This is a genomic window from Pandoraea terrae (assembly GCF_902459695.1).
Classification (GTDB): Bacteria; Pseudomonadota; Gammaproteobacteria; order Burkholderiales; family Burkholderiaceae; genus Pandoraea; species Pandoraea terrae.
The window spans coordinates 14,339-35,409 of record NZ_CABPRZ010000012.1 but is presented as its reverse complement, the minus strand read 5'-3'; the positions used below and the strand labels follow the sequence as shown (position 1 = coordinate 35,409).

Below are 21,071 nucleotides of genomic sequence, written 5' to 3'. Positions count from 1 at the left end.
GCAAGGTCCTCGTTTCATAATTCATCCCCGGCCATATCGGGGTCTTTGAAGAGCAATCGGTTCAACTCGGTGTCCCCGACGATGGTCACGGCGCGTTCGGCCGCTGCCTCGGCACTTGCCTTGAGACGGGAGCGGTTTGGGGAGAAGAATCCGATATAGATCTGACGAAACCGGTATTCGATCGAGATCATGCTGCCGCGACCGTTGGCCGGTCGTTCCCGAATGCTCAGGGGCTCGCTCTTTTTCACGCCCCCAAGCTCCGCCCATTTGGCGGTAAAGTATTTGACGAATTCCCGTCCCGTGAAGGTGAGCGTCTGGTCCGTAATCGCGGCAAAGGGCTCGGCGAATTCATCTTCAGGCGATTTGGTCTCGGCTTGGACGGCAAGCGCCGGGCCGGTCAGGGCCCACAGCAGGAGTACGCAGACGAGTCGTGAAAGCATGGAGGTATCGGCACGCACGAGTCGCGGGGCAGGCGGACCGCGTCATGCTTCCCGCAGTTCGCGCAGGATCGTAATAGTCATCAAATGGAGAAAACGGGAGCCTGAGCCCCCGTTCTCATCTTGCAGACGCCGCTTGCGCTTACTTCAGATACGGCGTGAAGCTGGTTGCGCCCTGGTTGACCAAAGCATAGTTGCCGCCACCGCCGGTCTGGATGATGCTGGCGTTCTGGCCGACACCGGCTTGCGCAACGTATGCCAGGTTGCCCGTGTACTGATTGCTCGAAGCACCGCTGGCGTAATCGTAGCTGTAGTTATAGCTCGCGCCGGGGGCCATGCCGCTTTGATTGATGGACGCGGTGTTGGAATCGCCGATCTGGTAGATCGAGCCGTTGTTGCCCTCGCCCGTCTGGGAGATATCGGCGCGGCTGTTGGTGGCAGAACCGTTGCTGCAACCGCTGGCGCCACAGATCCAGCCGCCCTGCTGGATCGTGGCTTGCAGATTGCCGCCGTTCGACTGCGTGATGGATGCGTCGTTGCCTTGGCCTTGCTGGTAGGTATAGGCATAGCTGCCGGTATCGTAGGAATACGACCCGGAATAGCCCCACCAAGGACCGGTGTAGGAATAGCTGTAGTTGACGGTCGTCAGGTAGAGACCGGTCTGGCTAATCCTGGAATTGTTGGCGGTGCCGTCCTGGCCAATGTTGGCCGATACGCCCGCGCTGTTGGCCTGGGTGATGGCGCCGGTATTGTTGTTGCCGTTCTGCCAAATACTGGCCCCATTCCAATTGTAGTTATTGCCCGCGCCCTGTTGGTCGATGGTGGCATTGTTGGCGGTGCCGGTCTGGTACAGCGAAGCCGAAGCGTTACTGCCGGTCTGGGTCAGGCTGCCCTTGTTGGCGGTGCCGAACTGGTAGGCCGAAGCATAGAGGCCGCTGCCATCGCTTTGGCTCACCGTCGCGGTATTGTCGCTGCCGCTCTGGTTCACGTAAGCAGAGCCGTTCCACCAGCCACCTGTCGAAACATTGGTCTGGGTCACGGAAGCCTGGTTGAAGCCGCCGTCCTGGTAAATGCTGGCTTGCGCGCCGTTGCTGCCGGCGGACTGCTCAATGGTGGCGCCGTTATCGGAACCATTCTGGGCAATGCTGCCGTTATTGGAGTCGGCAATCGCCGCGGATGCGCTGAAAGCGGCGCCGATCAGAATTGCAAGTTGAATCTTTTTCATGTTTTCCCCGATCTGGACTTTCTGTAAAGGAACTTCTACAACGCAAGCGTCATGATTTTCGCGAGCCCGATATTCGTGTGAACAGGCCCTTGGCGTCTTAGCGCCCCTGAATTACCTGGGCATGTCCGTTGGCGCCGATCTGCGAAACCTGAACCATCTGGCCGTTGCCCAACTGTTGTACATCTGCCCGATTGCCGACACCGTTTTGGTACAGCACCGCGACATTGTTATTGCCCCGTTGTTCAAGGGAGGCGTAGTTCCACGCCCCGACCTGGGTCAACGAGGCAGCATTGCCAACCCCGATCTGCTGCAGGAGCGCGGCATTTTCCAAGCCGACTTGCGTGACCGTGGCCAGTTGATTATTGCCAGCCTGGACGACGGTAAGCGCCTGCTGCACACCCGACTGGGCTGCATTGAGTTGATTTGCCTCTCCCGCCTGCAGGACCAGGATTTTCTGGGACTCTCCGCTCTGGCTGATCGTCGCATTGTTAAGGCGACTATCGGGCGCGTAGCGGGCAACGGAGGCCAGGTCCAGGTCGGAATAGGGCGCCAGGTCGGCTGCCAGGGCAAACCCCGACGTCGAGACAGCGACTACCCCCAGCAGTTGGGCCAATGCGCGGGTCAAGCAATCGCGCAAGGGGGCGACGCGGTGCCTGGAACGCAGGATTGCGCCGGTGTTCTTGAGGCACTGGGGCATATCAACCCAATTAATTTTGTAGGCCTCGAATGTAGCCGTCGCGTCGGGGGCGCTCAATAGTCCATTCGGGCCATACGCCTGCTGTTCGTCGCCGTATGTAACTTAAGCGCGGTGTGGTAAGGCAGGCGTGGAACAACGTTGGGAAACGCTTGCAATGCTCCACTGGGCCGCAGTAACGGCAAATGAAGCCGGTCGGAGGAGTGCCCTTCAAGCCATTGATTTTTATTGGTTTTGGGGCGTGAAAAATTGTGAAAGCTCGTCGAGGCAAACGATCAGGCACTTCGGGCGACCGGCTTGCGCCACACGCTGGCGAGCCACGGCTGCTGCTCGCGCGGCAAGCCGGCGGGTCGGTAATAGTGCTCGAGTTCGACGAAGCCGGCATCCGTCATATATCGGCGCCATGCTTCGAGATCATGGAAAGCGCCGTAGCGGCCGTGGCTCCAGCCTTCCTGATTCGCGCCGCGAGGGTTGGAGCTGAATAGCGCGCCGCCGGGCTTCAGCGTCGAATGCAATTGCCGCAGCACGCGCGGCAAGTCCTGACTCGGGACATGGAACAGGGCGGCATTGGCGAAAATGCCGTCAAAGTGTGCGTCCGGCAAATCGAGATGCAGAAAATCCTGTTGCCACACGTCGCAGCCGGTCTCGTCACGTGCCATCGCAACGAAGCGCTCGGCCCCGTCGAGGCCGACCGCGCGATGGCCCAGTGCGGTGAAGACCTTGAGATCTCGCCCTGGCCCGCAGCCGAAATCAAGAATCGCAAAAGGCGGCTCGACGTCTATATTACGCAGCAACGCCGCGATGTTCTGCGTGACGTCGTGGTCGCGCGTGCCCTCCCGGAAATCGTCCGCATTCGCATTGTAGTGCTGCAACGTAACGGCACTGATTTTGCCGAGCTCGCGAGGGGTAAGTTTCATGGGAACGGGGCTCCAAACACCCAAACGCACCCTGCGTCGGGTCCTTCTCAATTAACACAAACGATAACGCCGTCGCGGTGAGGCCCGCGTTCGGTATCACCGCGTCATTCACGCACGTCGACGCACGGTGTTTCCGTGACTTGACATCCTTTGGGGTGGGGTTCACGCTAGATAGTAGTCGATAGGGGACGATCCATGAAACGGATGATCCTTGGCTTGCTTGGCATTTTGGCGCTCGTTACCTCGGGGTTCGCACAAGAGGCAATTACGTTGGGTGCCTCGGTTCAGGAGTCAGGGCCGCTGGCCAATACGGGGCGTTATTATCGCGACGGCTATAACTTCGCCATACAAAAGATTAATGAAAGCGGTGGCGTCAAGGTGGGCGGCAAGCCATACAACCTCGCCCTGAAAATCCTGGACAATCAATCTGACGTCAATCTCAGCGTTCGCCAGTACGTGCAGTTGGTTAGTCAGGACAAGATCAACTTCCTGCTGGGGCCGTTCGCCAGCGACTTCGCACTGGCCGATTCATCGGTGGCGGAGAAATATGAGGTCCCGATGATCCAGGGCGGCGGCGCCTCCGACCAGATTTTTAGTCGTGGCTACAAATATATTTTCGGCACGCTGCCGGTGGCCAGCAAATACTTCGAGAGTACCATCCAGGCGATGCAGCAGTTGAGCCCCGCGCCGAAAACCGTGGCGCTGCTGTACGCGGATGACGCGTTCGACGTCTCGGTGGCGATGGGCACGCGCGAGCTATTGAGCAAAGCCGGATTCAACATCGCCCTGGACCAGCGCTACAGTACCAATACGTCGGATTTCAGTGCGGTGCTGTCGCGAATCCTGTCGTCGCCGCCCGATGCAGTGTTGGTGGCCGGGCACGAGACCGAAGTGCTGAACTTCGTCCGACAAGCCAAGAGCCTGAATTTCAGCCCCAAGATGTATTCCTTCACTGTGGGTGTACCGACCGCCGATTTTCGCCGCGCGCTGGGTGCGGACGCGAATTACGCATTCGGCATGACCACGTGGCTGCCGTCGACGCAATTGAAAGACATCTATTTTGGCGATGCGGCTGTCTTCGCGGACGCCTACCGGAAGCAGTTCGGCTATGAGCCGGATTACCATGCCGCCTCGGCGGTGGCCGATGTCGAGGCCTTCGTCCAGGCGATTCAGGCGGCCGGTACGCTCGATCCGAAGAAGGTGCGCGACGCCATCGCCAAACTCAACTTCGAGAGTGTCTACGGCCGCATTCAATTCGGCCCGGCGGGGCAGATCAGCTTGCCACAAACGGCGATACAAATTCAGCGTGACAAGATCGTACCGATCTACGGCCAGAAGGGCATGGTGAACAAGCCGATGTACCCGATGCCCGCTTGGGACAAGCGCTGAGACAAGCGGCGCCGCCGCGCAACGAACCCGTGAGCGCAATGTATCCGTAGCGAACACGCCCGAAGGACGCTTATGCATCTGTTGTGGCAGATTCTTGTCAGCGGTGTGTTGCTCGGCGGCCTGTACGCGCTGATGGCGCTGGGGCTGACGCTGGTCTGGGGCGTGCTCAATATCGTCAATCTGGCCCACGGCGCGTTTATCATGCTGGGGGCGTACGTCTGCTATTACCTTTTCGCGTTTGCGCACGTTGACCCTTTCGCCGCTTTGCCGATTTCCATGGCCGTGCTGTTCTGCCTCGGCTATGGCTTGCAACGCGGCGTGCTGAACCTGATCATGCGCGCGCAGATGTTCAACACATTGCTGATGACGTTCGGCATTGAAGTGGCGCTAACGTATCTGGCGCAGATTGTCTTCAGCGCGGATTTCCGTACCATCAATCCGAGTTATGCCGGCGCCAATTTCACGTTGATGGGCGCTACCGTGCCGCTGGTGCGGGTCATGGCGTGCGGGGTGGCGCTGGTGTTGACGGTCGGGCTCTGGTTGTTTCTTTTGCATTCCCGTGCGGGCCGCGCAATTCGGGCCTGCGCACAAAATCTCGGCGCGGCGCGCCTGTATGGTGTATCGCCGCGCAGTATCTATCCGCTCACGTTCGGGCTCGGCGCCGCGCTGGCCGGCGCCGCGGGCGACCTGTACGGCGTGGTGTCGCAAATCCATCCCTACATCGGCGCGGTGCTGACCGCCAAGTCATTTGCCATCGCGATCGTCGGCGGCCTGGAAAGTCCGCTTGGGGTGATTGTCGGTGGCATGTTCCTCGGCGTCGTCGAATCGCTGACCGGCCTGTATATCGGTCCGACTTATGTGGACGTCGCCAGCTTCGGCATTCTGGTGCTGGTGCTGATCGTCCGGCCGACCGGACTGCTGGGGAGAGCGGCATGAGGCGCATGCTGCGCGGATCTGTCGCGGTGATGGCCGCCGCGTTGTTGATCGCAATACCGTGGCTGGGGTCCGCCTCGCTGATCCAGTTCGGCATCACCACATTGCTGTTTGCGGTGCTTGCGCAGGGGTGGAACATTATCGGCGGCTATACCGGTTACGCGTCGTTCGGTAATTCGGCGTTCTATGGGCTGGGCAGCTACGGTACGGCGATTGCCATGGTTCAGTGGCGATTGCCCTTTGGCATCGGCTTGGCATTCGGCGCTGCCCTGGCAGTGGTGTTTGCCGTCCTGCTTGGGGTGCTGGTACTACGACTGCGCGGCCACTACTTCGCCATTGCCACGCTGGGGCTGACGCAAGTGACGCCTGCCATCATCTCCAATCTGGACGTCGCCGGGCGCAATACCGGTTTGGTGTTGCCGCTGCTCAAGGGAGACGCGCTGTTCTACGAGTTGTCGCTCGGCTTGCTTGCGCTGGCGACGTTGACCGTGTTCTGGATATCACGCAGCCGTTTCGGCTACGGCCTGATCGCGATCCGGGAGGACGAGGACGCCGCCGCGGTGATGGGCATCAACACCACTCTGTACAAGGTGTCCGCGTTTGCCCTGGCCGGCTTCTTCAGTTCCCTGGCGGGTGGCATCCACGCTTATTGGATTACGTTTATCGATCCCGCCAGCGCGTTCGATATCACGCTGAACGTCAAGATGATCATCATGGCCGTGTTCGGGGGGCCCGGTTCGATTCTGGGGCCGGTCGTGGGCGCGTTCGTGCTATCGAGCATCTCCGAAGTCCTTGCCACCGAAATTTCCAGCTTGGCGGCGCTGTTCTTCGGTTTGGTCATCGTGGCCGCCGTGGCGTTCATGCCGCGCGGCCTCGCCGACGTGGCGCGCCGGTACCGGAAACTGGGTTGGCGCTATTTCAGTCAGAACATCAAGGCGAATCGCCTTTGAGCAATCCATGGGCGTCGTGAAACCGATCCTCGAAATCCGTAGCCTGACCAAGCGCTTCGGTGGCCTCACTGCCGTGGACGAGGTAAGCTTTACGCTTGCCCAAGGCGAAATCCTGGGGCTGATCGGTCCGAACGGCGCGGGTAAGACCACTGTCGTCAGCCTCATCAACGGTACCGTGACACCGAGCGAGGGGGGCATCACGTTCGACGGCCATCTCATTACCGGGCTATCGAGTTTTCGGCGTGCCCGACTTGGCATCGGCCGCACGTTCCAGATCACGAAGCCGTTCCCTGGCCTGAGCGTTCTGGACAACGTGGCCGTGGGCGCATTGTTTGGCGCCAGCGGTGGCGCAACGACACTGCCGCGCGCGCGGGAACATGCACTCCATTCTCTGGAATTCGTCGGACTGGCGCACCGGGCCGGGCAGCGTGCAGACGAACTGGGCGGGCCCGACCGAAAGCGGCTCGAACTGGCGAAAGCGATGGCGATGCGCCCGCGATTATTGCTGCTCGACGAAGTGATGGCGGGGCTCAATAGTGTCGAGATCGAGGAGGTCATCGCGGTGGTGAAAAAAGTGAGGGACAGTGGCGTGAGTATTCTGGTCATCGAACACGTCATCAAGGCCATTCGGCGTTTGTCCGACCGGTTGCTGGTCTTGCATCACGGCCAGAAGATCGCCGATGGTCCCGTCGACGACATACTGGCCGATGCGCGCGTCGTTGATGCATATCTGGGCCGCCGGCGAACATGACAACCCCGTTGCTCGATGTGCGCGGATTGTGCGCCGGCTACGGCGAGGCGCCTGTACTCAGGGGGATCGACCTGAGTGTCGCGCGGGGTGAAATCGTTGCTTTGATCGGCAACAACGGCGCCGGCAAGACTACCCTGCTGCGGGCGCTCTCGCATGTCATTGCCAGCACGGGCCATATCGTCTTCGACGGCCGGCAAATCGCCGGGCTCATGCCCGAGCGGGTGTTTGGCCTTGGCTTGGTACAGGTGCCGGAAGGCCGCATGCTGTTCGATCGCATGTCGGCGCGGGAAAACCTGCTGATGGGGGCGTACCGCCGCGCCGACAAGGCGAAAGTGGCCGCTGACCTTGACGATGTTTGTACGCTGTTGCCGCGCTTGCGCGAACGCCTGACGCAGCGCGCCGGTACGCTTTCCGGTGGCGAGCAGCAGATGTGCGCGATAGGGCGGGCGTTGATGGCCGCCCCGAAACTGCTGATGGTCGATGAAATGAGCCAGGGGCTTGCGCCGGTATTGGTCGATCAGTTGCTCGACGCGTTGGTGGCCATTCGAAAACGTGGCGTGACGGTCTTGCTGGTCGAACAAGATGTCTTCGCCGCGCTGGAAATTGCCGACCGAGGCTACGTCATCGAGACGGGCGAAGTGGTGCGCGCCGACGACGCCCGAACGTTGCGCGAAGACCCGGAGGTGCGGCGGACTTATCTTGGCCTTTGACCGGCACTCTCCCGTTCGAATGCCGCCGCGCCGAGGTGAAACGCCTGGCTATGGTCCATACCGCCAGGCAATTTGTGTGCGCGGTTGTGTGCGCGCGCGATCGGGCGTAACGTACAGGAACGGTCACCTTGTCAAAGACGCTCGGCGACCGCCGGCTATCGATGCGGGGTGCGGTGATCCGACGGCATCAGCGCCGGATACCCCACGTTTCGTGAAGCATCCGTAAGGGATCTCTCGATGAAGCTGAAATTGCTGATGTCTGTGCTCGGCATTTGCCTGACGGTTGCCGGTGGCGCGGCTATCGCTGCCCCGGCAGCGCCGGCCGACTGGTGCGCCAGCGGCAAGGTGGTCAAGTTCGGCGACCTCAACTGGGAAAGCGGCGCGTTCCTCACCGAAGTCATGCGGTATGTGATGGAGCATGGCTACGGCTGCACGACCGATGCGGTGCCCGGCAATACGGTGTCACTCGAAGTGGCGCTTTCCAACAACGATATCCAGGTGCTGGCCGAAGAATGGATCGGCCGCAGCAAAGCGTGGAATACCGCAGCCGGCGCGGGCAAAGTCAAGGGTGTTGGCCATGTCATTACGGGGGCAGCGGAAGGCTGGTATGTGCCAGATTACGTCGTGCATGGCGACCCGAAGCGCAACATCAAGCCGATGGCCCCTGGCCTGTCATCGGTTGCCGATCTGCCCAAATACAGGGCGCTATTTCAGGATGACGAGGAACCGTCGAAGGGGCGATTCCTGAATTGCCCCATTGGCTGGACTTGCGAGGGCGTCAATAGCCAAAAACTCAAAGCCTATGGCTTGACAGACAGCTACGTCAATTTCCGTTCCGGTACGGGCGCGGCGCTCGATAGCACGATCACGTCGCTGGTACAGCGCGGCAAACCGATTCTGTTCTACTACTGGAATCCCACACCGCTGATGGGCCGTTTCCGCTTCCTGAAATTGCAGGAGCCAGCCTATAACGAAACATGTTGGCGGACGCTGGCCGACAAAACCCATCTCAATCCGTGCGGCTCCGCCTCGCCACCTGCGGATATCGAAGCGGGCGTGTCACGCGCGATCTATGAGGGCGCGCCGCGACTGATGGCGATGCTCGGAAAATTCAATATTCCGATCGACCTGTTGAATCAATTGCTGGCTGACCAGGCAGAGAGAAAGATCGATACCAAAACGCTGGCGCGCACTTTCCTTCAGCAACACGAAGCAATCTGGCGCACGTGGGTTGATCCAGCCGCCGCGCAGAAAATCGCCGCGAGCCTGCACAGGCCCTAGATGAAGTGATCGGACTTCGGGGCGTCCCCCAAGAGGACTTCCTTCGGGGCGTCCCAGGAGCATGAGCACATGGCGACTGTTTTTCCGGCACAAAGCGCGATGTCGATCGAGGCACCTGTCAATCGTGCGGTTGAATGGCTCAACGTACACTATGGCGATACGCTGCACGCCTTTTCCGCGTGGTTGCTGCAAACTTGTCTCGTGCCCCTGGAAAGCGGGCTGCGCGCTTTGCCCTGGTGGCTGGTGCTGTCGCTCGTGATGCTGATCGCCTGGCATGCCACGCGCCATCTGGGCAGGGCGGCTTTGCTGGTCGGCGGTATGGCGCTGATCGGCGCGATGGGGTTGTGGGACAAGCTGATGCAGACGCTCGCGCTGGTGGTGGTCGCCACGGCGATTGCCGTGCTGATCGGCATCCCGGTCGGCATCTGGAGTGCGCGCAGCAATCTGCTGCGCAACGTGCTCACGCCGGTACTGGACGTGATGCAGACGATGCCGGCTTTCGTCTACCTCATTCCGGCGTTGATGTTCTTCGGCCTGGGCAAGGTGCCAGCCATTTTGGCGACAGTGATTTACGCGATGCCGCCGCTTGTCCGGCTGACCGATGTCGGCATCCGGCAAGTCGACGCCGAGGTGTGCGAGGCGGCCTGGTCGTTCGGCACCACGCGCTGGCAGTTGCTGGTCGGGGTGCAGTTGCCGCTGGCACGCCCGAGCATCATGGCCGGCCTGAACCAGACGGTGATGATGGCGCTCGGCCTGGTGGTGCTGGCGTCGATGATCGGTGCGCGGGGCCTGGGCGAAGAGGTGCTTGATGGCATTCAGACGCTCAATATCGGCAAGGGGCTACAGGGAGGCATCGGCATTGTCATTCTCGCCATCGCGATCGATCGCGTCATGCAGGGTTACGGCGTTGACCAGCGCACTCGCAACAAGCGTATACAAGCGACGAAGGCCATCGCGGAGGTAAGCGCTGGAGGGCACCGGGATGGCCGATAGCAAAATCGGTATCCGCAATGTATACAAGATCTTCGGCGAGCAATGGCGGCGGGCGCTGGCGCTGGCCCAAGACGGCATCGACAAGGCGGACGTGTTGGCACGCACGGGCTGCACGATAGGCCTCAACAATATCTCGCTCGACATCGCCGCCGGCGAGATTTTCGTTGTGATGGGTTTATCCGGCTCAGGAAAATCGACATTGGTGCGTCACATCAATCGCTTGATTGATCCGAGTGCCGGCGCCATCGAAGTCAATGGGCACAATATTCTCGAGTTCGACCGCCGTGCCCTGCGCCACTTGCGGCGGCACAGCATCAGCATGGTGTTTCAGGGGTTCGGTTTGCTGCCGCACAAGACGGTGCTCGACAATGCCGCCTTTGCGCTGCGCACACGGGGGGATGACCGGCGCGCAGCCGTCGCGCTGGCGCGCGAATGGCTTGTCCGGGTCGGGTTGGAAGGCTACGAAAACAAATATCCAGATGAATTGTCGGGCGGAATGCGCCAGCGGGTAGGGCTTGCGCGCGCCCTTGCCGCCGATACCGACATCGTATTGATGGACGAGCCGTTTAGTGCGCTTGACCCATTGATTCGCGGCGAAATGCAAGACCAGTTGCTGCAATTGCAAGCCGGCCTTCGCAAAACGATCGTGTTCATTACCCACGATCCGGGCGAGGCTTTCAAGCTGGGCAACCGCATTGCGCTGCTGCGCGATGGCAAGCTGGTCCAGGCGGGGCGCCCGGCCGATCTGCTGGCGCACCCGGCGGACGATTACGTGAGCCGGTTCGTCGAGGGGCAGCGGACCGGCGGAGGTCGCAACGGACCCTGAATTGTGGGAAGGCCGCCGCCGGGTGCCAACGCTCCGGCTGACCGGCGCGCTACAGGGTCCCGATGAACTCTTTCCACGGGGTCCCTTGCAGGGTTTCGGTGGCCGCGTGTCCATAGGCGCGGATGATCAATGCGGCTCTTTCGAGCTGTTTCAGGTCGTTCGACTCGACGATGTCCACCACATCGAACCGTCCGAGCGTCAGATAGCTGTCTTTCCAAGTGACTGCAGGGCATTCAGTCTTGATTTTCTCTGCCACGGTAGCGGCGAGTTGTTTCAGGTCTTTGGGATCTTTGAACGCGTCAGGAGACAAACGGCTGAGGATGATGTACGCGGCCATGGAATACCTCCGTACAAAAAAATTGATCTGCCACTGGGTATGGGAAACACACGAGAGGAAAGGTCTTCCGGTCAAGGGGGAAGCGTCCGTGTGCCGTTTGATTATAGTTGCGCCGCAGGTTCATGGCCCCCGCGCCGCGTCGGCATGCCGCGGATGTGCGACACATTTTCGCGTTTCGTCCGCGCCTGGCTAGATTGCCCCCTGAGGACGCGCGTCATCCGTATCGACGCAGCAAACAAGGACTTCCGCATCTTCGTCGCCAAGACTGATATACACGTGCCCAACGGAACTGTCGAAGTACAGGCTGTCGCCGGGGTTCAGCGTAAACACGCTGCCGTTCTCGAAGCGTAGTTCGAGCGCGCCCGCCAGCAGAAACACGAACTCCTCGCCCGCATGGCGAATGTAGTCCGGGAAATCGGACAGCGCGCGGGCCCGCACATGCGCGCGCATCGGCACCATGCGCTTGCCGGTCAGATCGTTGGCCAACATGCCGTACTCGTAATTCGGCGTGTCATAGATCATCTGCTCGCCGGAGGCCGTGAACGACGGTGCCATGGGACCCGCAGACGCCTGTTTCGGTCTTCCGAAGATCGCGTCCAGGTCGAGTCGGAGCGTATGCGCGAGCGCCGCGAACTTGTCGTAGGTCAGCGCGATATCGCCGCGCTCCCCCTTTGAAATCGTCGAAACCGCGATGCCCGATTGCTCGGATAGTTGCGTCAGTGTCAGGCCGCGCGCCTTGCGTGCATCGCGAAGGCGCGCGCCGACCACCTTGTGGTCGATCTGCGGCGGCGTCACAGACGAGGGCGCGGCGAGGGGAGCGGCCAATTTAGGCATGTGGCTGAGTCCGGATACAGGGGGTTTTCTCGGATACGAGAATTTATTTTTTCTCGTATATGATAACTCACGTCGATTCTCCACATCCAAGGACCCGATCGTGCTCACCCTCGCGCTGGACAGTGCAAGCCTTTCCAAAAGACAGGTCATCGTCGCGACGACCCTTGGGACCGCACTCGAATTCTACGACTTCACCATTTACAGCTTTTTCGCGATCCAGATCGGTCAACTGTTTTTTCCGAGCGCGTCGCCGGTGAACCAGTTTTTGCTGTCGATCGGCGTGTTCGGCGTCGGCTTCGTCGTGCGGCCGCTCGGTGGCATCGTGATCGGCGCCTATGCGGATCGCGTGGGCCGCAAGAAGGCGATGGTGCTCACCATCATGATGATGGCGCTGAGTTGCGCGTTGATCGCTTGTGCGCCGACTTACGCCGTGGCCGGCATCGCGGCACCGTTCATCGTGCTTGCGGCCCGGCTGATCCAGGGCTTCGCTGCGGGCGGCGAGTTCGGGCCGGGAACGACGCTGCTGGTCGAATACGCGACCGACAACACTCGGGCATTCTTCGCGAGCTGGAATTTCGCCGCCACCGCGCTCGGACTTGCGCTCGGTGCGGTTGTCGCGACGCTCGTCAACGTCGCGCTGCCCAAGGACGCGGTGCTCGAATGGGGCTGGCGCGTGCCGTTCCTGCTCGGCATCGTCGCGGCGCCGGCCGGCATGCTGATCCGTCGTCGTCTCGAAGAAACGCTGACTCACACTTCGTCCGGCACGAAGCGGCCGAGCGGTGCGCTCAAAGCCGCACTGACCACGCATCTGAAGCTGACGGTCCTCGGCACATTCGCGGAACTCGGCGGCTCGGTGTCGGTGTATGTCACCGCGTTCTTTTTGCCGAGCCATGGGGTGCGTGCGCTGCATCTGTCGCCGACCTCGGCTGTCGTGTCGGGTGTCGTCAGTTCGCTGATGCTGTTCGCTGCCGCGCCGCTCGCCGGCCGCCTCGCGGACCGTTTCAGCCGCAAACGGGTGCTGGTGATCTCGCGGGTCGTGTTGCTGCTGTCCGTCTATCCGGCATTTGCAATGCTCGGCGCGCATCCTTCGATGCTGATGTTGTGCGCAGTGTCAGCGTTCCTCGCGATCTTCGTGGCTGGCCAGATCGTGCCTGTGCTCGTGATGATCCCCGAACTCTTTCCGAAGGACGTTCGCGCAACCGGCATCGCATTGACCTACGTTGTCAGCGCGTCGTTCTTTGGCGGCTTCTCGCCGTTCATCGCGAGCTGGCTGGTCGCGCAGACCGGTAATCCGCTCGCGCCGGCCTGGTATGTCGCCGTTGCGTGCGCCGTGTCGCTCGTGCCGGTGATCTGGCTGCGCGATCGCACCGGCGAAGCGCTGGATTGAACTTGATTGAACCATGCCTGGAGGACGCCACGCCATGAATGAGAACGCCGATTTGGTCAGCCGCTGCGCGGTCGAATTGCGCAGGATGATCGGCGCCAAAGCGATTTCGCCGGTGGAACTGCTCGACGCGTGCATCGAGCGCATAGAAGCGATCAACCCCGCGGTGAACGCGGTGACCGCCACCTGTTACGCGCAGGCGCGCGACGCCGCGCAAGCCGCGGAGCGTCAGGTAATGAGGGGCGAGCCGCTGGGCTTGCTGCACGGGCTGCCGCTCGGCGTGAAGGATCTCGAGGACACGGCCGGTCTCCTGACGACGTACGGCTCGCCAATGTCGCGCGGCAACGTGCCCACGCGCGATGTCGTGCTGGTCGAGCGGCTGCGCGCGGCCGGTGCGATTCTGGTCGCGAAGACCAACGTGCCTGAACTCGGCGCGGGCGCGAATACGCGCAATCCTGTATGGGGCGCCACCGGCAATCCGTTTAATCCGGAACTCAACGCAGGCGGCTCGTCCGGCGGATCGGCAGCGGCGCTCGCGTGCGACATGCTGCCGGTATGCACCGGCTCGGATACCGGCGGGTCGCTGCGCATTCCTGCGTCGAAATGCGGTGTGGTCGGCTTTCGTCCGTCGGCAGGGCTGGTGCCCAACTCGCGGCGGCTGCTCGGCTGGACGCCGATCTCGGTGGTCGGCCCGATGGGACGCACCGTCGCCGAAACCGCGCTGCAACTGGCTGCGACCGCGGGACTCTGCGCCGGCGACCCGTTGAGCTACGAAGTCGATCCGCTCTCCTTCGCGCCGCTCGCGCCGCTCGATCTGTCGTCGCTGCGCGTGGGCTGGACCGAAGACTTCGGCAGTTGCGACGTCGACGACGCGATCCGCGCCGCATTCCGCTCGCGCATCGCCGCGATCGCACCGATGGTCCATACGTGCGAAGAGGTCACGTTCGATCTCGGCGATGTACACCGCTGCTTCGACGTGCTTCGCGCGGAGAGTTTCGTCGCCGGGCTGCGAGACGCGTACACACGCGACCCCGGCGCGCTCGGACCCAATACCCGCGCCAACTACGAGATGGGGGCGAAGATGTCGCTCGCCGACAGCGCGTGGGCGCAAGCTGAACAGACGCGCATCTTCAAGCGTTTTCAGGCTGCCTTCGACCGCTACGACGTGATTCTGTCGCCGACTACGCCCGTGTCGCCGTTTCCGTGGCAGACGCTGTATGCGGCGCAGATCAACGGCCGCGCGCAGGAGAACTACTACCGGTGGCTCGCGCTCACCTATGTGGTCACACTGACGACGCATCCCGCATTGTCGCTGCCGTGCGGCGTCGATCACGTGGGCATGCCGTTCGGCTTGCAGCTCGTCGGACCGTTTCATGGCGACCGCAAGACGCTCGCGGTGGCTCATGCGTTCGAGCAGGCGTTCGATGCCCTGCCAGCGTTGCGCCGTCCGCGTCCGGACCTGTCGACGCTCTCACAGCCGACGCCGTCGCTGAAGTCGATCGTCACCGCGCCACCCATTCTCAACGCCACCGGTGAAAGTCATTCCGGTACCTCGACCGTTTAAACCATGCCCAACGAAATCAAACGCCTTCAGACCAACGCCCGGATGAGCCAGGTAGTGATTGCCGATGGCATCGCACCCGTTTTGTGCAACGCGGCATGAGGCAAGGAATCATGCAATGAAATTCGATACCGTCGTACTCGGCGGCGGCATAGTGGGCGTTTCGGTGGCAGTCCATCTGCAGCAGCGCGGCCGAGCGGTCGCGCTGATCGATCGTAAGCGGCCTGGCAACGAAACCTCATTCGGTAACGCCGGGCTCATCCAGCGCGAAGGCGTCTATCCGTACGCGTTTCCGCGCGAACTCTGCACGCTGCTGAAATACGCACGTAACCGCGCGCTCGACGTGCGCTACCACTTACGCGCGATGCCGAAATTGGCGCCGTTTCTTTACCGGTACTGGCACCATTCGCATCCCGAGCGCCACGCAGCGATCGCGCGATCGTACGCGACGCTGATCGATCGTTGCGTGATCGAGCATCGGGCGCTCGCCGAGGCGGCCGGGGCAAGTGCGCTGATCCGTCCGTCCGGCTGGATGAAGATTTTTCGCAGCGCCGCAACGCAGGACGAGGAAACGCGTACTGCGCAGCGCTGGAACAATGAGTTCGGCGTCGCGTTCGAGTCGCTCGATGCAGTGCAATTGCGGCAGGTTGAGCCGAGCCTGAGTCCGTCCTTGCTGGGTGCACTGCGTTATACGGCTTCGTATTCGGTTAGCGACCCCAATGCGCTTGTGCTCGCGTACGCGCGTTATTTCGAGCAACTCGGCGGCCGGATTCTGATCGGCGACGCGACGACGCTGGAGGGCGAATGGAAAGTGAATACCGAGCGGGGCTGGATCAACGCGCGCTCGGCAGTGGTGGCGATGGGGCCGTGGTCGGACCTGGTCAGCACGAAGCTCGGCTACCGGCTGCCGCTCGCGGTGAAACGCGGCTATCACATGCACTATGCGACCGACGGCGAAGCGTGCCTTAATCATCCAGTGCTGGACGTCGAAAACGGATATCTGATCACGCCGATGGCGCGCGGCATCCGGCTCACGACGGGTGTCGAACTCGGGCATCGCGATGCGCCCAAGACGCCGTATCAGCTCTCAGACGTCGAACCGATTGCACGCGAGTTGTTTCCGCTAGGTGCGCGTATCGACAACGAGCCATGGATGGGCAGCCGTCCGTGTACGCCTGACATGATGCCGATCATCGGTCCGGCAAAGCGTCACAAGGATCTCTGGTTCGCCTTTGGCCACGCGCACCACGGCCTCACGCTTGGTCCGGTCACGGGGCGTATGATTGCAGAGATGATGACGGGGTCGGATCTCATTGCCGATCCAACGCCTTTTCGGGTTGACCGGTTTTAGCGAAGAATGCGTCATCACGCGCTGTGACGGCGGCCTTTTGCGTGGGGCGGACATTCTTGGGCTGAAGGGAACATGGACCGGTCAGGGCACGTGCTACTTGAATATCACGAACGCAGCAAGCACCGCGTTGACCACTACGCGCCTGGCCCCGGGGGACTCGACTGGGCAACCCAACCGGATCCGTTCCGCGTGTTTCGCGGCGCACCGCGCATTGGGCTGCCGTTAGCGGCAGACACCCTGGCCACACGCTACAACGCGCTGCGCTGCGGCGTTCTGCCGCCCGCGCACCGATTCGATCTTTCTACGCTGGCAATCCTGTTCGAACTCTCGCTCGGCCTGTCCGCGTGGAAATCCTATGGCGCCCAGCGGTGGGCGCTTCGCTGCAACCCGTCGAGCGGAAATCTGCATCCGACCGAGGGCTATCTTCTCTGTCCGGCGCTGCCCGGCGTGCCCGGTGGGGTCTATCATTATCTGAGCCGAGATCATTTGCTCGAACATCGCGCTGCGGTGGATGACCCGCGATGGACCGAGGCGTTCTCGGAAAAGGGGGTCCTGATCGGCATAAATTCGATCCACTGGCGCGAGGCGTGGAAATACGGCATGCGCGCCTGGCGTTACTGCCAGCACGATTGCGGCCATGCCATCGCCGCGATGAGTTACGCAGCGGCAGCGCTCGGCTGGCAAACGCGGCTGGTGGAGGCCGCTGCGGATGATACGGTGGCCCGCTTGCTTGGATTGGACCGCAGCGAAGATTTCGGAGCGGCCGAAGCCGAGGTGCCGGATGTCTTGCTTTGGATCGGCAATCCTGAAATACGGCCTGATCTTGAGAGCATGCGGGCTGCTTTGGATAAGGCACACTGGTACGGATGCGCCAATCAGCTAAGCTCGGGACATGTGACGTGGCCGGATATCGATTCGATCCATCGCGCCACGAACAAGTCGCATACGCGCGAACCGACCTTGCTGAATCCGGAGCAGCGCCCATCGCCTGCGACGCCCGCCCTCGATCTCACTTTTGCCCGGATCGCTCGGCAGCGCCGCAGCGCTGTGAATTTCGATGGTACGACGCGCATTACCGACGCGGCTTTTTTCACCATGCTGGCGTGCCTGTTGGCATGTCCCGACACACCGCCGTGGAATGCGCTGACGTCTCCTGCTGCGGTACATCCGGTGCTATTCGTTCACCGCGTGGATGGCCTGGAGCCGGGCCTGTATGTGCTCGTGAGAGATCCGGCTGCGCAGCCGTTCCTCAAGCAGTCCATGCGTCCGGAATGGCTGTGGCAAAAGACCGGACCGGACCATCTGCCGCTCTATTTTCTGCTGCCATACGATTTGCGCGCCGCAGCAAAGCTGATCTGCTGCCACCAGGATATCGGCGCCGACTCCTGCTTTTCGCTGGGGATGCTCGCGAAATTCGAAATCGCCTTGAAGCAACCATGGCGCTATCGCCATCTTTTCTGGGAGTGTGGCATTCTCGGCCAAGCGCTCTATCTCGAAGCCGAAGCCGCCGGAGTGCGATCCACGGGGATTGGCTGTTTCTTCGATGATGAAATGCACGCGCTGCTCGGCGTTAAGGATCACGCTTGGCAAAGCTTGTATCACTTTACTGTCGGTGGTGCGGTGGTCGATCAGCGCCTGTCGGCATTTCCGCCGTATGAGGTTCAGCCTTGAAGCGAAAGCGCCACCTCTCGAAAATTTCCTCCCGCCCTTCACGCGCATCCTCCGTGAGGGGATAGAATAATGACGACCTAGCGTGGAGTTACGGTGCCGAACAGTTGTCCGACCACCGGCATGATGACCGCATTGGAGGTGCGCCATGCTCCGCCAGACCCGCAAGACCCGCAAAAACGTTAACGGCGCCTTGCTCGGCGCTGTCGTGATAGCTTCCATGCTTGGCGGCTATCCCTACCTTCAGCCAGTTGCGATCGCCGCGGGTGCTACACCGGTACCCGCCAAAGGGATACGCGTTCCGCCGGCGAGCGCTGCCGCGCCGGCAAGTGCTGCCGCGCCGACAAGCGCTAGCGCGCAGGCAAGGGCTGCCGCGCCAGTCGACTTCCCCGCCATCGTGGAACGATACGGGCCTGCCGTCGTGAATGTCAGCGCGCCCACGCCGGAGCAGCAAACGTCGGGGCCAGTGCCCGAGGCCATTGATCAGGACGATCCCTTCTTCCAGTTCTTCAAGGGTTCCGCGCCGCAATTTCAAGACCCGGGAGGCAGTTCGCCACACGTGATAAGGGGTATCGGCTCCGGCTTCATCATCAGCCCGGACGGCCTGATCCTGACCAATGCTCACGTGGTGGACGGCGCCGAGGAAGTTGCGGTCAAGCTGACCGACCGGCGCGAGTTCAAGGCAAAGGTCCTCGCCGTCGACGCGCAGAGCGATGTCGCAGTGCTCCGGATCAACGCCAAGAAGCTTCCGACCGTCAGACTTGGCGACTCGTCGCGCGTGCGCGCCGGCGAACCCGTGCTGACGATTGGATCACCCTACGGCTTCGAGAACACCGTCACGGCCGGCATTGTCAGTGCCGCCCCCCGCGCGCAGCCGGACGGCAACGCTGTTCCCTTCATTCAGACTGATGTCGCCGCCAATCCCGACAATTCCGGCGGCCCCTTGTTCAACCGCTCCGGCGAGGTTATCGGCATCAACGTGCAGATCTATGCGCAGACGGAGAGGTACCAGAGCCTGACCTTTGCCATCCCGATCAACGTGGCGACCAAGGTGGAAGCGCAGTTGCTGGCCCAGTCCAAGGTGGCCCAGGGCTACCTTGGCATAGGCGTGCAAGACGTCGACCCGGGCCTGGCTCGGGCATTTGGCCTGCCCGGGCCGGAAGGTGCGCTGGTCACTTCCGTAGAGCCCGGCACGTCAGCCGCAGCCGGCGGCATCAAGCCAGGCGACGTCATCACACAGATCGGCGACAAGGCGATTGACCGGTCCGCCGAACTCGCGGAGCGTGCGGCCGCCCTCAAGCCCGGGACGAAGGCCACACTCACGCTGATCCGCAATCGAAAACCGATGACGGTCACGGTCACGGTCGGCGCGTTCGAGGAAAAATCCGCCGTTCGGCAAGACGAAGGCAACGCAGCCGATCGCCTCGGCTTGGCGGTGCGCCCGCTCAATGAGGCCGAGCGTGTCGCCAGCGGGCTTGCAGAGGGTCTGATGGTGGACGGGGTCTATGGGGCCGCGGCAGGTACCGGCATCCAACCCGGCGATATCATCCTGTCGCTCAATGGCACGCCGGTCAGATCGCGGGAGCAACTGGGTACGCTGGCAGCAAAGGCCGGGAAGCAGGTCGCATTGCTGATCCTGCATGACAACACCCGCGTCTTTGTCTCGGTCGAACTCAGGTGAATGCGTGCCGGCGAGCGAAGTATCGATCAGGTCGTTAGGCGACGACCCGGGTGATGGGAGAGGAGGGGCGTGACGTTCAACGAGCTGAAACGCCAGAAATTGCGACGGTAACGTTCTGTAACGGCTCATCCGCAGGCAGATACGGTCATTTATGAGCGAGAGTGTAATAATCAAGATGCGTCTCTCGAGTATGAAGCCGCGTGGCAAGCCGTGGCAACTTCCCCTTGTGCATTGCCCTCACTCGCCCAAGTAGACGCCAATGCGCGGAATTCCGTTGAACGTGCAATTCCACCCCACGGAATAGCTGACCACGCCTGAGAGGGCGAGTAGATCATTACACCTAATGACATCGAAGTTCCCACGAATGGGCACCGTATCTCCCTCAAAAGCGGTTGGACCGCAAAGCCGAATCTCATCATCACCTCCGTATTTCTCGTGATCGAGAAACGCTGGAGCGCTCCACCGGCAGCAAATTCACCTCAGTTGTCGACGCTTACGGACAGACCGTCTTCTCCTGTGGCAGCTTCACCGCATAGACCCCCTCGTGCCGCAGGATGAGCAGTTCGGCGCACTAAAAAGTTTTTTGGACGATGGGCTAGTGGAGAATGTCGGTCTGTGTCAAGTCACAGTGGATGAACTGACCGCCGCAAGACAGGTTTTGCCGATCTCGTCTGTTCAGAATCGATACAACGTATTGGATCGCGAGAGCGAAGCGGTGTTAAGTGAGTGCGAAGACAAGGGAATCGTGTTCATTGCGTGGGGCCCCTTGGCATCGGGTGCGGTGGTTTCTGAACCCTTGTTGGCGGAAATGGCTGCCGCACGCGGTGTCACACCAACTCAGATCGCCTTGGCATGGCTTTTACGCCGAAGCAACGCGATACTCCCCATACCTGGAACAGGCTCTCCGGAGCACCTGCGAGAGAACATTAGGGGACAGGAAATCGACCTGACTGATCAGGAATTTGAACTGCTGGATGGGGGGAGGAGCCTGGGGTTGCTATCCCGCTGACTTTGGAAATAAGAAAAGGCGTGCCGAACGATGAACTGCCCCCCGTAAAGTTGGGCGGCCAAGTTTGCGGGGGCAGTTCAGGCGAGCATGGAGTTGCTGGGGAGACTGCCCCGAGCTTCACATTCGGCCCACGGACCGCT

At 61.5% G+C, this 21,071-nt stretch carries 20 protein-coding genes; 14 read left to right on the top strand and 6 right to left on the bottom strand.

All coding sequences use genetic code 11. From position 1 onward, the window contains the following. Positions 1–14: 14 nt before the first annotated feature. From PTE30175_RS15025 to PTE30175_RS15010, 4 genes are all read right to left on the bottom strand, one after another. On the bottom strand, positions 15–440 hold the full coding sequence (locus PTE30175_RS15025; RefSeq protein ID WP_150697870.1) for a CsgE family curli-type amyloid fiber assembly protein: 426 nt from the start codon (positions 438–440) through the stop codon (positions 15–17). 139 nt (positions 441–579) lie between these two features. Then, positions 580–1,662: a hypothetical protein gene (locus tag PTE30175_RS15020; protein WP_150697869.1), complete on the bottom strand. Its 1,083-nt coding sequence runs from the start codon at positions 1,660–1,662 to the stop codon at positions 580–582. 97 nt (positions 1,663–1,759) lie between these two features. Then, on the bottom strand, positions 1,760–2,416 hold the full coding sequence (locus tag PTE30175_RS15015; RefSeq protein WP_150697868.1) for a hypothetical protein: 657 nt from the start codon (positions 2,414–2,416) through the stop codon (positions 1,760–1,762). Between the two features lie 215 nt (positions 2,417–2,631). Beyond that, positions 2,632–3,273, bottom strand: coding sequence for a class I SAM-dependent methyltransferase (locus PTE30175_RS15010; protein WP_150697867.1), 642 nt, complete (start codon positions 3,271–3,273; stop codon positions 2,632–2,634). Positions 3,274–3,468: 195 nt separating this feature from the next. Here PTE30175_RS15010 and PTE30175_RS15005 point away from each other — a divergent pair, with 195 nt between their 5' ends. The 8 genes from PTE30175_RS15005 (at position 3,469) to PTE30175_RS14970 (ending at position 11,106) form a co-directional block, all read left to right on the top strand. After that, the gene (locus PTE30175_RS15005) at positions 3,469–4,662 is read left to right on the top strand and encodes an amino acid ABC transporter substrate-binding protein (protein WP_224788790.1); all 1,194 of its coding nucleotides are present in this window, start codon (positions 3,469–3,471) and stop codon (positions 4,660–4,662) included. A 72-nt stretch (positions 4,663–4,734) separates the two neighbouring features. Next, positions 4,735–5,598, top strand: a complete 864-nt coding sequence (locus PTE30175_RS15000; RefSeq protein WP_150697866.1) for a branched-chain amino acid ABC transporter permease — start codon at positions 4,735–4,737, stop codon at positions 5,596–5,598. Beyond that, positions 5,595–6,545, top strand: a complete 951-nt coding sequence (locus PTE30175_RS14995) for a branched-chain amino acid ABC transporter permease (protein ID WP_224788789.1) — start codon at positions 5,595–5,597, stop codon at positions 6,543–6,545. The genes PTE30175_RS15000 and PTE30175_RS14995 overlap by 4 nt, the downstream gene beginning before the upstream one ends. A 7-nt stretch (positions 6,546–6,552) precedes the next feature. Further along, a complete protein-coding gene (locus PTE30175_RS14990) occupies positions 6,553–7,296 on the top strand; it encodes an ABC transporter ATP-binding protein (protein WP_224788788.1) in 744 nt (247 codons plus the stop codon). Then, the gene (locus PTE30175_RS14985; protein WP_150697865.1) at positions 7,293–8,006 is read left to right on the top strand and encodes an ABC transporter ATP-binding protein; all 714 of its coding nucleotides are present in this window, start codon (positions 7,293–7,295) and stop codon (positions 8,004–8,006) included. The genes PTE30175_RS14990 and PTE30175_RS14985 overlap by 4 nt, the downstream gene beginning before the upstream one ends. Positions 8,007–8,243: 237 nt before the next feature. Next, positions 8,244–9,287: an ABC transporter substrate-binding protein gene (locus PTE30175_RS14980; protein WP_150697864.1), complete on the top strand. Its 1,044-nt coding sequence runs from the start codon at positions 8,244–8,246 to the stop codon at positions 9,285–9,287. Between the two features lie 69 nt (positions 9,288–9,356). Continuing rightward, a complete protein-coding gene (locus PTE30175_RS14975) occupies positions 9,357–10,280 on the top strand; it encodes an ABC transporter permease (RefSeq protein WP_224788787.1) in 924 nt (307 codons plus the stop codon). Then, positions 10,270–11,106 (top strand): betaine/proline/choline family ABC transporter ATP-binding protein, encoded by an 837-nt coding sequence (locus PTE30175_RS14970; RefSeq protein WP_150697863.1) that lies wholly within the window; start codon positions 10,270–10,272, stop codon positions 11,104–11,106. The genes PTE30175_RS14975 and PTE30175_RS14970 overlap by 11 nt, the downstream gene beginning before the upstream one ends. Positions 11,107–11,155: 49 nt before the next feature. On the opposite strand, the gene PTE30175_RS14965 is transcribed toward PTE30175_RS14970, so the two are convergent. Then, entirely contained in the window at positions 11,156–11,443 is a 288-nt protein-coding gene (locus PTE30175_RS14965; protein ID WP_150697862.1) for a GYD domain-containing protein, read from the bottom strand. Positions 11,444–11,632: 189 nt separating this feature from the next. Next, complete coding sequence (locus PTE30175_RS14960) at positions 11,633–12,277, bottom strand: helix-turn-helix domain-containing protein (protein WP_150697861.1); 645 nt, start codon at positions 12,275–12,277, stop codon at positions 11,633–11,635. 100 nt (positions 12,278–12,377) lie between these two features. Between PTE30175_RS14960 and PTE30175_RS14955 the strand changes: the two genes are divergently transcribed. From PTE30175_RS14955 to PTE30175_RS14930, 6 genes are all read left to right on the top strand, one after another. Then, positions 12,378–13,664, top strand: a complete 1,287-nt coding sequence (locus PTE30175_RS14955) for an MFS transporter (protein ID WP_150697860.1) — start codon at positions 12,378–12,380, stop codon at positions 13,662–13,664. 34 nt (positions 13,665–13,698) lie between these two features. Beyond that, on the top strand, positions 13,699–15,225 hold the full coding sequence (locus PTE30175_RS14950) for an amidase (RefSeq protein WP_150697859.1): 1,527 nt from the start codon (positions 13,699–13,701) through the stop codon (positions 15,223–15,225). A gap of 115 nt (positions 15,226–15,340) precedes the next feature. Continuing rightward, on the top strand, positions 15,341–16,573 hold the full coding sequence (locus PTE30175_RS14945) for an NAD(P)/FAD-dependent oxidoreductase (RefSeq protein WP_150697858.1): 1,233 nt from the start codon (positions 15,341–15,343) through the stop codon (positions 16,571–16,573). A gap of 72 nt (positions 16,574–16,645) precedes the next feature. Further along, positions 16,646–18,244: a SagB/ThcOx family dehydrogenase gene (locus PTE30175_RS14940; protein ID WP_150697857.1), complete on the top strand. Its 1,599-nt coding sequence runs from the start codon at positions 16,646–16,648 to the stop codon at positions 18,242–18,244. A 145-nt stretch (positions 18,245–18,389) separates the two neighbouring features. Continuing rightward, positions 18,390–19,922, top strand: coding sequence for a Do family serine endopeptidase (locus PTE30175_RS14935; RefSeq protein WP_150697856.1), 1,533 nt, complete (start codon positions 18,390–18,392; stop codon positions 19,920–19,922). A gap of 472 nt (positions 19,923–20,394) precedes the next feature. Continuing rightward, positions 20,395–20,931 carry an aldo/keto reductase gene (locus PTE30175_RS14930; protein ID WP_150697855.1) on the top strand — a complete coding sequence of 179 codons (537 nt, stop codon included), beginning with the start codon at positions 20,395–20,397 and terminating at the stop codon, positions 20,929–20,931. The last annotated feature ends 140 nt before the right edge of the window (positions 20,932–21,071 follow it).

What these genes read in the sequence shown, in the direction of transcription:
- PTE30175_RS15025 (WP_150697870.1), bottom strand. Translation starts at nt 440, where the DNA reads ATGCTTTCACGACTCGTCTGCGTACTCCTGCTGTGGGCCCTGACCGGC.
- PTE30175_RS15020 (WP_150697869.1), bottom strand. Translation starts at nt 1,662, where the DNA reads ATGAAAAAGATTCAACTTGCAATTCTGATCGGCGCCGCTTTCAGCGCA.
- PTE30175_RS15010 (WP_150697867.1), bottom strand. Translation starts at nt 3,273, where the DNA reads ATGAAACTTACCCCTCGCGAGCTCGGCAAAATCAGTGCCGTTACGTTG.
- PTE30175_RS15005 (WP_224788790.1), top strand. Translation starts at nt 3,469, where the DNA reads ATGAAACGGATGATCCTTGGCTTGCTTGGCATTTTGGCGCTCGTTACC.
- PTE30175_RS15000 (WP_150697866.1), top strand. Translation starts at nt 4,735, where the DNA reads ATGCATCTGTTGTGGCAGATTCTTGTCAGCGGTGTGTTGCTCGGCGGC.
- PTE30175_RS14995 (WP_224788789.1), top strand. Translation starts at nt 5,595, where the DNA reads ATGAGGCGCATGCTGCGCGGATCTGTCGCGGTGATGGCCGCCGCGTTG.
- PTE30175_RS14990 (WP_224788788.1), top strand. Translation starts at nt 6,553, where the DNA reads ATGGGCGTCGTGAAACCGATCCTCGAAATCCGTAGCCTGACCAAGCGC.
- PTE30175_RS14985 (WP_150697865.1), top strand. Translation starts at nt 7,293, where the DNA reads ATGACAACCCCGTTGCTCGATGTGCGCGGATTGTGCGCCGGCTACGGC.
- PTE30175_RS14980 (WP_150697864.1), top strand. Translation starts at nt 8,244, where the DNA reads ATGAAGCTGAAATTGCTGATGTCTGTGCTCGGCATTTGCCTGACGGTT.
- PTE30175_RS14975 (WP_224788787.1), top strand. Translation starts at nt 9,357, where the DNA reads ATGGCGACTGTTTTTCCGGCACAAAGCGCGATGTCGATCGAGGCACCT.
- PTE30175_RS14970 (WP_150697863.1), top strand. Translation starts at nt 10,270, where the DNA reads ATGGCCGATAGCAAAATCGGTATCCGCAATGTATACAAGATCTTCGGC.
- PTE30175_RS14965 (WP_150697862.1), bottom strand. Translation starts at nt 11,443, where the DNA reads ATGGCCGCGTACATCATCCTCAGCCGTTTGTCTCCTGACGCGTTCAAA.
- PTE30175_RS14960 (WP_150697861.1), bottom strand. Translation starts at nt 12,277, where the DNA reads ATGCCTAAATTGGCCGCTCCCCTCGCCGCGCCCTCGTCTGTGACGCCG.
- PTE30175_RS14950 (WP_150697859.1), top strand. Translation starts at nt 13,699, where the DNA reads ATGAATGAGAACGCCGATTTGGTCAGCCGCTGCGCGGTCGAATTGCGC.
- PTE30175_RS14945 (WP_150697858.1), top strand. Translation starts at nt 15,341, where the DNA reads ATGAAATTCGATACCGTCGTACTCGGCGGCGGCATAGTGGGCGTTTCG.
- PTE30175_RS14940 (WP_150697857.1), top strand. Translation starts at nt 16,646, where the DNA reads ATGGACCGGTCAGGGCACGTGCTACTTGAATATCACGAACGCAGCAAG.
- PTE30175_RS14935 (WP_150697856.1), top strand. Translation starts at nt 18,390, where the DNA reads ATGCTCCGCCAGACCCGCAAGACCCGCAAAAACGTTAACGGCGCCTTG.